Annotated in this window: 6 protein-coding genes; 4 read left to right on the forward strand and 2 right to left on the reverse strand. The window is 71.8% G+C overall.

The features are described 5' to 3' along the window. Positions 1-131 precede the first annotated feature (131 nt). From HYV93_02000 to HYV93_02010, 3 genes are all read left to right on the forward strand, one after another. Positions 132-1,412 carry an MFS transporter gene (locus tag HYV93_02000; protein MBI2524732.1) on the forward strand — a complete coding sequence of 427 codons (1,281 nt, stop codon included), beginning with the start codon at positions 132-134 and terminating at the stop codon, positions 1,410-1,412. 270 nt (positions 1,413-1,682) lie between these two features. After that, positions 1,683-3,617: a PDZ domain-containing protein gene (locus HYV93_02005; GenBank protein ID MBI2524733.1), complete on the forward strand. Its 1,935-nt coding sequence runs from the start codon at positions 1,683-1,685 to the stop codon at positions 3,615-3,617. Positions 3,618-3,645: 28 nt separating this feature from the next. Next, the gene (locus HYV93_02010) at positions 3,646-5,961 is read left to right on the forward strand and encodes a ricin-type beta-trefoil lectin domain protein (GenBank protein ID MBI2524734.1); all 2,316 of its coding nucleotides are present in this window, start codon (positions 3,646-3,648) and stop codon (positions 5,959-5,961) included. A gap of 87 nt (positions 5,962-6,048) precedes the next feature. On the opposite strand, the gene HYV93_02015 is transcribed toward HYV93_02010, so the two are convergent. Further along, positions 6,049-7,494 (reverse strand): glutamate synthase subunit beta, encoded by a 1,446-nt coding sequence (locus HYV93_02015; GenBank protein MBI2524735.1) that lies wholly within the window; start codon positions 7,492-7,494, stop codon positions 6,049-6,051. Positions 7,495-7,561: 67 nt separating this feature from the next. After that, positions 7,562-12,127, reverse strand: a complete 4,566-nt coding sequence (gene gltB, locus HYV93_02020; GenBank protein MBI2524736.1) for a glutamate synthase large subunit — start codon at positions 12,125-12,127, stop codon at positions 7,562-7,564. A 112-nt stretch (positions 12,128-12,239) separates the two neighbouring features. Between gltB and HYV93_02025 the strand changes: the two genes are divergently transcribed. Further along, entirely contained in the window at positions 12,240-13,139 is a 900-nt protein-coding gene (locus tag HYV93_02025) for a LysR family transcriptional regulator (protein MBI2524737.1), read from the forward strand. Positions 13,140-13,223: the final 84 nt, after the last annotated feature.

The raw sequence follows: 13,223 nt of genomic DNA on the forward strand, positions 1-13,223 counted from the left end.
CACATGGCACAGGAACGAGCAAGACCTCCGTTCGGCATTTCGCCCGGGGGCGCATCGCGGGTAGACTGGCGGCCGGGAAGAGGCGCAGGTTGCACCGGCTTCCCGGGGAGCCCGACGTGGCCGATGGCGGGGTGAGGACGGCGCTGTTCGCCGCCATCAGCAGGCGGTGCTTCTACGGCTGGACTGTCCTGGCCGTGGCCGGTCTCGGCATCTTCGCCAGCGGCGCCGGCCAGTCGCATATCTTCAGCGTCTTCAGCGGGCCCATCGGCGGGGACCTCGGCCTGTCCAAGGCTGCGATCGGATCGGCGTACGGCCTCGCCACCCTCGTGGCGGCCCTCTGTCTGCCGTACATGGGCCGGCTGCTGGACCGCTTCGGGCCCCGCCGTACGATTGCCGTGGTGGTGCTGCTGTTCGGCGCCGCCTGCCTGGCTCTGGGCGGCGCCGCGAACATCGTCTGGCTCGCCGCCGGCTTCGCGGCGCTCCGGTGCCTCGGCATGGGCGCGCTGATGCTCGCCTGCACGAACCTGGTCTCGCAGTGGTTCAGCCGCCGCCGTGGCCTCGCGCTGAGCCTGATGGCGCTCGGCTTCGCCGCCTCGATGGCGATTCACCCGCCGCTGGGCCAGTACCTGGCCGAGACGCTGGGATGGCGGCGGGCCTGGGTCATCCTGGGTCTTCTCACCTGGGTGCTGCTGCTGCCGCCGATCGTCCTGCTCGTGCACGACAGGCCGGAGGACAAGGGGCTTCGACCGGACGGCGATCCGCCCGAGCCCGCAGTCGCCGGGGCCGACAGCCCCGCCACGACCGCCCCGAATGGACTGACCTTGCGCGCGGCGCTCGGGACGCCCGCCTTCTACATCGTCGGGGCCGGCTTCTTCACCACCACGATGATGGCGACGACCCTGCACTTCTATCAGGTCTCGATCCTGGGGGCGCAGGGGGTGGCCGCGGAGATCGCCGCGCGGGTCTTCCCGGTGTCGGCGTTGACGATGGTGCTGGCCATGCCCTTCGTCGGCCGCCTCTTCGATCGGTGGCGCACGCGGCACGTCTTCGCCGGGGGCCTGCTCGTCAGCGCCGGCGCGCTCGTCGGCGTGACGCTCGTCCACGACGTCGCCACGGCCGTGCTCTACGGCATGCTCTTCGGGATCAACAATGCCTCGACGATGACGATGTTCGGCTACATGTGGCCGCGCTACTTCGGCCGCCGGCACCTCGGCAGCATCCAGGGCATGGGCCAGATGATCGGCGCCCTCGGGGCCGCGCTGGGGCCCTTACCCGTGGGGCTCGCCTTCGACCTCACGGGCAGCGCCGCGGCCACGCTGCGGCTGCTGGCGCTCCTGCCGATCGCCTGCGCCGTGGCGGCGAGCTTCCTCAGGACACCGCGCGGCGTCACGGGTGGCGAGCACCTGGAGTGACGGGGCGGCCACCAGCCCGCTCCCGATCGGAGCCTGAGCCCGCGGGATCTCGGACACGCCTTGGACGCGGCCGCGTTGTGCCACGCCCGTGCCAGGCTGTCACGACAGATGCGGGTACCGCCGGCGACGATGACGAAGCTCCGGTGAATTCTGAAGCCAACTTGGACGGTGCCTGAGGTTTGGCAAGGCGGTTGCTGTGCAGGTCCTCATGGTCCCGAGGTGGCTGCGGGGGACACCGTGACGATCCATGGCTTCGGGGAGGAATCGCCGATGACGATCCGGCTGCGACGCGGAAGCAGGCTCGCCTCTCGTCTGGTGCTGATGGCGGCCGTCCTGGTCCTGGCGGCGGGGCTGTGCGCAGGACCGGCCCGGGCGCAGGAGGTGATCACCAACGAGTCGGTGGTGGCCATGACAAGAGCCGGGCTTCCCGAGTCGGTGATCGTCGCCAAGCTCCGCTCGGGGCATTCGGCGCTGGACCTGCGCGCCGACGCGCTGATCGCGCTGAAGCAGGCTGGCGTCTCGGATCGGATCCTGGAAGCCATGGTGGCGACGGGCAGCGCTGCGCCGGACGCAGGCTCGAGCGCGCCCGCTCCTGCGGGACCGTCCTCGCACCTCGGGGACCCCCCGGCGGGCCCGCGTCTGCCTGGGCCCATGTCGCAGCTCCCGGGCAGCGAGGCGCTCCTGCCGCCGTCCGGAGCTGGAGAGGCGCCGCCGATGGCCCCGCCGCCAGCGTGGGCCGCGGGCAGCGCGGCTCCGCAGGCCGCCGACGCGCAGGATGGTCTGGGCGCACTGCTGGGCGCGCTCAAGAGCATCGCCGATCTCGTCGCGAGCACCGGCAGCAAGGCGGAACGACGGCAAGACGCGGGCGGCGAGGTCGGTCCGCCACCCGAGCCCATCCTCGGCAGCCCGGCGCCGCCAGCGCTGCCCGAGGTCCCGCCGGCTCCGGCCGCTGAGGGCCCCTCGCCAATGCCGCCGGAACCCGTCCCCGCGACCCCTCCGGTATCGCCCTCGGCAGGAAGCGCGCCGGACCCGAGGCAGTTCGCGCCGCGGACCGGCCGGCTGGGCGTGCGGGTCGAGACCCTCACCGCCGAGGCGGCGCGGTCGCTGGGCACGGGCGCCAGCGAGGGTGCGGTGCTGCGCGAGGTGTTTCCGGACAGTGCGGCCGCGGTTGCCGGGCTGCGCCCCGGGGATGTGGTGACGCGGATCAACGGCCAGAGTGTCCGATCGTCGGAGGAGATGCTCGCAGCGCTCGCCCACCGGATGCGCGGCGAGCGCAGCCGCCTCGCTGTGGTTCGCGGGAGCGCCGCGGGGGAGATCGTGGTCCCGGCGGCCTCCGAGTTCTCCTCTCCGGACCAGGGGGCGCCGCTGGCCGCGAGGCCGGAGAGGCCGCCCGTGGCGACTCCGAGGCCGGCGGCACCGCCGGCGGGGCTGGCCGCGGCGGCGGGGACCTACCGCTGCTGGATGTTCAACGTGGGTGGGGCCGGCGGGCGCTGTCGCACCTCCCCTCCGATCATCCTCCGCGCCGACGGCACCTACGAGGAATCGAGCACGCGGGGCAGCTGGACGCTGCGCGGGAGCCAGGTGTTGCTCGCGGGCTCCACCGTCCGCGGCGCGGGGCGGCTGGAGTCCGGCAACCAGATCGTCTTCGAGTACGTCTACAACGGCCAGCCTCATCGCGTCACCTATCTCCGTCAGGACGGCACCGGCGCCGATGCGCCGGCCGGCGCGCCGGCCCGGACCGTCGCGGCGCCCCCCGCGACGCCGGCCCCGCCGGCGGCGGCCCCGTCGCGGGTGCCGGTGGAGCTCACGATCCGCTTCGCCGCGTCGGACGGGTCGGTGGGCTGGATCAACAGCGTCGCGCTGATCCCGGCCGGCGGGACGACGGGCCCCGAGGCGCTGGGACGAACGGATGGCAAGCGGTCAGTGGCTGCCTCGTTCCGGTCGGTGGAGGCGGGGCATGTCTACACGGTGCACGTGTCGAGCGGGCTGCACCGCTGGCCGGTGGGCACGATCGATCTGCGCGCGCCAGCGGGGCCGGTGGCGCTGACGGTGAACGCGCCCGCCCCGGCCGCGCGCCGGGACAGTGGCGCGCCCGCGCCCAGAGACGCCGTCGCGCCCGCACGCGCCGAGCCAGCGGGAGCCGCCGCCGGGAAGCCCTGCGACCCGCGGCTGCCCCGGTACGCGCAGAAGGGATGCACAGAGTGACGGGCGGAAGGTCGCCGAGGAGGAAGTCATGACAGGTCTACTGTCGGCCGCCAGGATCGCCGCTGCCGTCCTGACCGTGGGGGTGCTGCTGGCGGAGGTGCCCCGGCCGGAGGCGGGCCGCCCCTCCCGGCAGTGCCGCGAGGGTGAGAGCGTCGAGCAATGCGCGCGGCGCGAGCGACTGCAGGGCAAGGCCACGCAGGCCGCCGCGCGCGTTCGGACGACCTACCGGCAGGTCCTCAACCGGGAGCCCACTCAGGACGAGATCAACTTCCACGTGGGGTTGGGGGGACCGTGGAGCATCGGGGCTGGCACCGACGGCGCGGTCCGCGCCAGCGTGCAGCTGTTCGACCGGGTCGACAAGCGATACCCCCGTCACGGCCGCATCGTCTTCAAGGGCTGGGCGGAGATCCCGCAGTGGCTGCCGGACGACGTCTGGGTCAAGCGGCATGCCGAGGCCATGGCGCGGGGGGAGCTGGACGAGTCATCGTTGCGGGCGCAGCTGCGGGATCGCACCGTGACCTGGGCCATCCAGAGGGCATTCGAGGCCGAGCTGAAGTCACAGGGGTCGCTGGGCCCCTTCCTCCTGGATCCTGGGAGCCGGACGTGGAAGCTCGCCCGGGGGCAGGTCGACCGCGGCACCGTGCAGGGCATCAACGGGCTGGCGACGTGGCTGAAGACCCACCCGCAGGTGCGCCAGGACGTGGCCGATCTTCCGCGACTCGAGCGGGAGGCGGCTGCCGCGGCGCTGGAGGCGAGCTTCGCGGCCGAGGTGACGCGCTGGCCGGCGCTGGCGAGCTATCTTCGCGAGGATCGGCGGCCGCCGCTCAAGGCAGCGCTGGCCGACCTTCGGGCGGGCCAGGAGGGCGGCGGACCGGACGGGATCCGGCGCTGGCTCGCGCGCCAGGAGGTGCGCGCGCGCTACTGGCAGACTCATGGCGTGGGCAGCCGCGTCGCCACACTCGAGCGCGACGCGGTGGTGACGGGGCTACAGGGGGCATTCGACCGCGAGGTGAGGTTGTTCCCTGGCCTCATGGGCTACCTGCTGGACCCGAGCCAGCCGCCCTACCGCACGGCGCTGGTGGATCTGCGGGCGGGGCGCGAGGGGGGCGGGGCCGCGGGGATCGCCGCCTATCTGCGGAAGCCCGGGGTCCGCGACTACTACTGGAGCGCGCTGGGCATCGTGCAGCAGTACGCGCTGCAGGAGCGGGAGGCGGTCCGTGAGGCGCTGACGGCGGCCTTCGCCAGCGAGGTGCGCTCGCGGCCCGCGCTGGTCGCCTATCTCGTGGACGAGGGGCAGCCGCCCTACCGCACGGCGCTGGTGGATCTGCGGGCAGGGCGCGAAGGAGGCGGCGCAGAAGGGATCGCGACCTACCTGGGGAAGCCCGGGGTCCGCCAGTACTACTGGAATACCCTCGGCATCGGGCGGAAGGCCGTGGAGCTCGCCGCCCGCGAGACCGCCCAGGCCGTGCTCCAGGGCGCGCGGGAGACCCTGGGCCAGGGCGTCGTCCTGCTCGGGGCGGCGAGCAACAAGTGCGTGAGACCGATGGGGTCCACCAGCGGCGCGGCGCTGCAGCTGGTGGAGTGCACGGGTCAGGCGGACCAGCGCTTCGAGCTCGTCGACGGCGCGCTCAAGTTCCAGGGGAAGTGCGTCGACGCCCGCGGCGGCCAGGGCCGGAACGGGGACGCCATCTTGCTCTGGGACTGCACCGGAGGAGCCAACCAGCGGTGGGCGGCGGACGGCGACGGACGCATCAAGGGGATCAACGGCCGGTGCCTCGACGTGGAGAAGGAAAATATGGCGGCCGGCGCGAGGCTCGTGCTCTGGGATTGCAAGTGGCCGGCGGCCCGGCACCAGCAGTGGTTCGTCGGCCGGCGGCTCGGGTTCGCCTACGCCTTCTTCCGCCCCAACATGCCGCTGGTCGCCGGCCACGTCGGCTGGGGCTATCAGCAGGCCGACGGCAGCTTCCGCGCGGGCGCGGTGGACGGCACAGGGATCGCGCCTTACATCGCCTCGCAGGACGACCGCGGGTACCACTGGATCGAGAAATTCCCCACCGAGAAGGCGATGACGGATTACTTCCGGCGCTGGGGCGAAGGGACCAAGGACGCACAGTATACCGAGGTCAAGCGCATCGCGGTGCTGGATCCGGACTACGAGGGCGCCCGCGCGAAGGCGGACTCCTTCGTGGGCTCGGGCTACATCGTGGTCATCAAGAACTGCATGGACGAGACCAACGCGGTCATCCAGGCGTACGGCGCCAAGGGGATGCCGTGGCCGCAGACGAACTGGTTCCCCTACTTCTGGTTCACCAACATGGCGAGCACCGCGCATCACCGGCTGTAGTCCCGGGGGCGACCTCCGGAGGGTCCGCCGGGAGCCGTCGGGGATCGCGGCGCGTGGCGGGCGTGCTGGATTGCAAGACCTGACCCCCTAGAGGGGGGAGGGAAGGTCGGAGCGGCCCATGAGGTAGAGGTCCACGCCCCGGGCGAGGCTGCGCCCTTCCGCGATGGCCCAGACGATGAGCGACTGGCCGCGCTGCATGTCGCCCGCCGTGAAGATGCCGGGCAGGCTGGTCATCCAGCGGGCGTCGCGCCACACGGTGCCGCGCTCGGTGAGGCGCACGCCGAGGGCCTCCAGCATGCCGGGGCGCTCGGGGCCGACGAAGCCCATGGCCAGCAGCACCAGCTCGCAGGCCAGCGTGAACTCGGTGCCGTTCCTCTCCTTGAAGGTCAGGCGGCCGCCGTCGCGGACCAGCTCCACCTCCACGGCCTCGAGGGAGCCCACGTGCCCCTGCTCGTCACCCAGGAAGCGCTTGGTGGAGACGGCGAAGAGGCGTTCGCCGCCCTCGGCATGGGCCGAGGAGACGCGGAAGACGTTGGGCCACTGCGGCCAGGGGTTGTCGGCGGCGCGGTGCTCCGGCGGGCGCGGCAGGATCTCGAGCTGGTGGACCGATCGGGCGCCCTGCCGGTGGGCGGTGCCGAGACAGTCGGCGCCGGTGTCGCCGCCGCCGATGATGACGACGCGCTTGCCGCGCGCGCTGATGAAGCGCTCGTCGGAGATGGCCTCGCCCTGGCAGCGCCGGTTCTGGAGCGTGAGGTACTCCATGGCGACGTGGATGCCCGCGAGCTCGCGGCCGGGAACCGGCAGATCGCGCGGCGCGCAGGCCCCGCCCGTGAGCACGAGGGCGTCGAAGTCGGCGCGCAGCCGCGCCACCTCCACGGTCACGCCCACGTGCGCGCCCGTGACGAAGGCCACGCCCTCGGCCTCCAGCTGGCGGAGCCTCCGGTCGAGCACGCGCTTCTCGAGCTTGAACTCCGGGATGCCGTAACGGAGGAGGCCGCCGGGGCGGTCGTCGCGCTCGAAGACGGTGACGGCATGACCCGACCGGGCCAGCTGCTGCGCGGCGGCCAGGCCGGCGGGACCCGAGCCCACGATGGCGACGGTCTTGCCGGTGCGGACCACCGGGGGCTCGGGCCTGATCCAGCCTTCCTCCCACGCCCGGTCCACGATGGCCAGCTCGACGGCTTTGATGGTCACGGGGTCGTCGTTGACGCCGAGGACGCAGGCCCCCTCGCAGGGGGCGGGGCAGAGGGTACCGGTGAACTCCGGGAAGTTGTTTGTGGCGTGGAGGCGGTCGATGGCCTCCCGCCAGCGCTCCCGGTAGACGAGGTCGTTCCAGTCGGGGATGAGGTTGCCGAGCGGGCAGCCCTGATGGCAGAAGGGGATGCCGCAGTCCATGCAGCGGGCGCCCTGCTTCCGGAGCGCCGCCTCGGGGTAGGGGAGGATGACCTGCCGGAAGTCGCGCACCCGCTCCGCCACGGGGCGGTACGGCTGCTTGTCCCGCGTGAACTCCAGAAACCCGGTCGCCTTGCCCATGCTACGCCGGGGTCAGGTCTTGCATTACGACACAATCCCGGAAATGTTGGATTGCAAGACCTGACCCCTAGCTGTGCGCGCTGGCCATCACGGCCTCGTCCACCGGGATGCCGGTTTCCTGCGCCTTCTTGATGGCCGCCAGCACGCGCTTGTAGTCGCGCGGCATGACCTTGACGAACTTCTGCTGGCTCTGCTCCCAGTTGACGAGGAAGCGGGCCGCGACGGGGCTCTGCGTGTAGCGGATGTGGCGGGCCAGGAGGTCCTTGACCGTCTCGACGTCCTCCACGTCCACGAGCGGCTCGAGGTCCACCATGCCGGTGTTGCAGCGCCGCTTGAAGTCGCCGGCCCCGTCCAGCACGTAGGCGATGCCCCCCGACATGCCGGCGGCGAAGTTGCGCCCGGTGCCGCCGATCACCACCACGCGCCCGCCCGTCATGTACTCGCAGCCGTGGTCGCCGACGCCTTCCACCACGGCCAGCGCGCCGCTGTTGCGCACCGCGAATCGCTCCCCGGCCACGCCGCGGAAGTAGGCTTCACCGCCTGTGGCGCCGTAGAGCACCACGTTGCCCACGAGGATGTTCGCCTCGGGGACGAAGGTGGCCTCGCGCGGCGGGTAGACGACGATCTTGCCCCCGGAGAGCCCCTTGCCCAGGTAGTCGTTGCTGTCACCCTCGAGCGTCAGCGTGACGCCGCGCGGGACGAAGGCGCCGAAGGATTGCCCCGCCGACCCCGTGAAGTGCAGGCGGATGGTGTCGTCGGGGAGCCCCTCGCCGCCGCGCCGCCGCGTGATCTCGGAGCCGAGGATGGTGCCCACGGTGCGGTTCACGTTGCGGATGGGCAGGCGCACGTCCACCGTCTCGCCCCGCTCCAGCGCCGGGCGGCACAGGGGCAGGAGGGTCGTCAGGTCCAGCGAGCGGTCGAGTCCGTGCTCCTGCTCCACCACTTTGCGGACCGCGACCTCGGGCCCCACCGGCGCGCGGTGGAGGACCGAGGAGAAGTCGAGCCCGCGCGCCTTCCAGTGGTCCACCGCATGCCTGACATCGAGCCGGTCCACGCGGCCGATCATCTCCTCCACGCTGCGGAAGCCGAGGCGCGCCATGTGCTCCCGCACCTCCTGGGCGAGGAAGCGGAAGAAGGTCTCCACGTGCTCCGGCCGACCCGTGAACCGCGCGCGGAGCTTCGGGTCCTGGGTGGCGATGCCCACGGGGCAGGTGTTGAGATGGCAGACGCGCATCATCACGCAACCCAGCACCACCAGCGGAGCGGTGGAGAAGCCGTACTCCTCGGCGCCCAGCAGGGCCGCGATCACCACGTCGCGACCGGTCTTCAGCTGCCCGTCGGCCTGCACGATGATGCGGTCGCGGAGCTTGTTGAGCACGAGCACCTGCTGGGTCTCGGCCAGCCCGAGCTCCCAGGGGACCCCCCCGTGCTTGATGGAGGTGAGCGGGGAGGCGCCGGTGCCGCCATCGTGCCCCGAGATGAGGACCACGTCGGCGTGGGCCTTGGAGACGCCGGCAGCCACCGTCCCCACGCCCACCTCGGCCACGAGCTTCACGCTGATCCGCGCCCGGGGGTTGGCGTTCTTGAGATCGTGGATGAGCTGGGCGAGATCCTCGATGGAGTAGATGTCGTGATGCGGCGGCGGGGAGATGAGCCCCACGCCGGGGGTCGCGTAGCGCACGCGGGCGATCCAGGGGTAGACCTTGTGGCCGGGGAGCTGGCCGCCCTCGCCTGGCTTGGCGCCCTGGGCCATCTTGATCTGTAGCTCCTCGGCGTTGACCAGGTACTCGCTGGTGACGCCGAAGCGGCCCGACGCGACCTGCTTGACCGCGCTGCGGCGCCAGTCGCCGCTGGGGTCGCGCACGAAGCGCGCCGGGTCCTCTCCGCCCTCGCCCGTGTTGGAGCGGCCACCCAGGCGGTTCATGGCGATGGCCAGCGTCTCGTGCGCCTCCTGGCTGATCGAGCCGTAGGACATGGCTCCTGTGGCGAAGCGCCGCACGATCGACTCCACCGGCTCGACCTCCTCGAGGGGGAGGGGCGTCGCCGCCTCCTTGAACTCGAAGAGGCCGCGCAGCGTGGCCAGGTGACGGCTCTGGTCGTCCACCGCCGCCGTGTACTCCTTGAAGATCCGGTAGTCGCCGGCGCGCGTGGCGTGCTGGAGCTTGGCGACCGTCTCGGGGTTGAAGAGGTGATACTCGCCGTCGCGGCGCCACTGGTACTCGCCGCCCCAGTCCAGCTCGGGCTCGCCCACGGGGCGCTCGGGGAAGGCGCGGCGGTGGCGCCGGAGCGCCTCCTCGGCGATCACCTCGATGCCGACGCCGCCGATCCGCGAGGCAGTCCAGGTGAAGTGGCGGTCCACGAGCGGCTGGTCGAGCCCGATGGCCTCGAAGATCTGGGCCCCGCGATAGGACTGGATGGTGGAGATGCCCATCTTGGAGATGACCTTGAGCACCCCCTTGTTCAGCGCCTTGATGTAGTTCTTGACGGCCGTCTTGTGGTCGAGCCCCGGGAGCATCCCCTGGCGGACCATGTCGTCCAGCGTCTCGAAGGCCACGTAGGGGTTGATGGCGCCCGCGCCGTAGCCGAGCAAGAGGGCGGCGTGGTGCACCTCGCGCGCGTCCCCCGACTCGATGATGAGCCCCACCTTGCAGCGAGTGCCCTCGCGCACCAGGTGGTGGTGCACCCCCGCGGTGGCCAGGAGCGACGGGATGGGCGCCAGCTCCACGTTGACGCCGCGGTCGGAGAGGATCAGGTAGCTGTGCCCCTCCGCGATGGCCTGGCTCGCCCGACGGCAAAGGGCCTCCACGGCCCGCGCCAGCCCCGCCACCCCTTCCGCCACGGGGAAGAGCATCGGCACGGTGGCCGTCCGCAGGCCGGGGAGGTCCACGTGCCGGATCCGCGCCAGTTCCTCGTTGTCGAGGATCGGGCTCCTGAGCTTGATCTGACGGCAGGCTTCGGGCGTGGGCTCCAGCAGATTGCCCTCGGGGCCGATGCTGGTGGCGATCTGGGTGACGAGCTCCTCGCGGATGCCGTCCAGCGGCGGGTTCGTCACCTGGGCGAAGAGCTGCTTGAAGTAGTCGTAGAGGAGCCGCGGCCGGTTCGAGAGCACGGCCAGCGCGGTGTCCGTGCCCATCGAGCCGATGGGCTCCTCGCCGGCTGTGGCCATGGGGGCCAGCAGCATGCGCAGATCCTCGTGGGTGTAGCCGAAGGCCAGCTGCCGGTGCAGCACCGTGTCGTGGTCCGGCTCATGGACGTGGGGCGGTTCGGGCAGGCTCTCGAGCGGGCGGAGATGGGTCTTGAGCCACTCGCCGTAGGGGTGCTGGCTGGCGAAGGCGTGCTTGAGCTCGGCGTCATCGATGATGCGGCCTTCTGCTGTGTCCACGAGGAAGATGCGGCCCGGGTGCAGCCGCTCCTTGAGGAGCACGCGCTCGGCCGGGATGTCGAGCACGCCGACCTCGGAGGCCATGACGACCAGATCGTCCTTGGTCACGTAGTAGCGTGAGGGGCGGAGGCCGTTGCGATCGAGCACCGCGCCGATCACGGTGCCGTCGGTGAAGGCGATGGAGGCGGGGCCGTCCCAGGGCTCCATGAGGCAGCCGTGGTACTCGTAGAAGGCCTTCCGCTCCTCGCTCATGGACTCGTGCCCGCTCCACGCCTCGGGGATCATCATGAGGATGGCGTGCGGCAGGGGGCGGCCGGCCATGACGAGGAACTCCAGGACGTTGTCGAAGGTGGCCGAGTCGCTGCCGCCCTCCACGACGACGGGGAGGATCCTGGCGAGGTCGTCCCCGAGGACGGTGGAGCGGCAGAGCGCCTCGCGGGCATGCATCCAGTTGATGTTGCCGCGCAGCGTGTTGATCTCGCCGTTGTGGGCGATCATCCGGTACGGGTGCGCCAGCGGCCAGGACGGGAAGGTGTTGGTGGAGAAGCGCTGGTGGACCAGCGCCAGCGCCGAGTCCACCAGCGGGTCCGTCACGTCGGGGAACATGGGCTCGATCTGGTCGGCCGAGAGCATGCCCTTGTAGATGAGCGTGTTGGCGGAGAGGCTCGGCAGGTAGAAGAAGGCGCGCTCGGAGAGGCCCGAGCGCCGGACGGCATGCTCGGCGCGCTTGCGGATCACGTAGAGCTTGCGCTCGAAGGCCGCCCGGTCCGGCACCCCGGCGGCGCGGGCGATGAACACCTGCTGGAAGACAGGCTCCACGGCGCGGGCCGAGGGTCCCATCGGGGAGGAGTCCGTCGGCACCTCGCGCCAGCCCAGCAGGGTTTGCCCTTCCTCCCGGACGACCTCGGCGAGGAGCTGACGGCACGCGTCGGCCTGGGCCGGATCGCGCGGCAGGAAGACGAGCCCCGCGCCGTAGTGCCCGGGCTCGGGAAGGGGAAAGCCGGCGCGCTCCGTCTCGCGCGCGAGGAAGGCATGCGGCATCTGGATCAGGATGCCGGCGCCATCGCCCGTGTTGACCTCGCAGCCACAGGCGCCGCGGTGGAGCAGGTTCTTGAGGACCGTGAGCGCCTGGCTCACCACGGCGTGGGAGCGGCGCCCCTTCATGTCCACGACGAAGCCGACGCCGCAGGCCTCGTGCTCGTGGCGCGGGTCGTAGAGGCCCTGGGCCTCGGGCCAGCCGGGAGTTGTCATCGCGCCGCCTCCATCATGTTGAGCAGAGACGGTACACCAGATCCGGGCATTAGCCAAGGCTCAATATACGACAACATTCCATAAGGCATGCTGATAGTGTATCCTGACGGCGATGAACCTGGATGGTCTGCGCCTCTTCTGCGACGTGGTCCGGCTCCGCTCCTTCTCCCGGGGCGCCGCCACCAACGGCGTCTCCCAGTCGGCCGCCAGCCAGGCGATCCAGCAGCTGGAGGCGGAGCTGGGCGCCGTGCTGGTGGACCGCTCGCGCCGGCCGCTGCTGCCCACCGAGGAGGGACGGGGGTTCCACGAGGCCTGCCGGACGCTGCTCCAGGGCTTCGACAAGGCGCGCGCCGACCTGGCGGCCTCGCGCCAGCGGGTGGAGGGGACGGTACGGGTGGCGGCGATCTACTCGGTGGGGCTCCACGACATGAGCCGCCACCTGCAGCCCTTCATGGCCGCGCACCCGCAGGCGCGTGTGCTGCTCGAGTGCCTGCACCCGCACAAGGTGGTGGAGGCCGTGCTCAACGACGAGGCGGATGTGGGCGTCCTCTCCTATCCGGCGGCGACCCGCGCCCTGGAGGTGCTGCCGCTGCGCTCGGAGCCCATGGTGGTGGTCACGCACCCGAGCCACCGCCTCGCGCGCAAGCGGCTCGTGGCGCCGGCCGACCTCACCGGCGAGGCCTTCGTCGCCTTTGACCACGACCTGGCTGTGCGCCGGGCCATCGACCGCGCCCTGAAGCAGCACGGGGTCCGGGTGCGCGTCGTCATGGAGTTCGACAACGTCGAGACGATCAAGCAGGCCATCGGCATTGCCGCCGGGCTCAGCATCCTCCCGCGCCCCACCGTGCTCAAGGAGGTGGAGATCCGTACCCTGGCCGCCGTGCGGCTGGGCATCCCGGAGCTCGTGCGCCCCATCGCCATCATCCACCGGCGGGGCCGGCGGCTGACGCCGGCCGTGGCGCGCTTCATCGAGGCCCTGCAGCGGGCCGGCGACGTCTCTGCCTCCGCGTGATCGGTACCCGGGCTCTCGAGGGGAACGGGCACGCGTGCTGCCTTCCGGGGCAGCGCGCCGCCGATGGGTCGTGGTAGCGTAGGG

Source organism: Candidatus Rokuibacteriota bacterium (genome assembly GCA_016188005.1).
Classification (GTDB): Bacteria; Methylomirabilota; Methylomirabilia; order Rokubacteriales; family CSP1-6; genus UBA12499.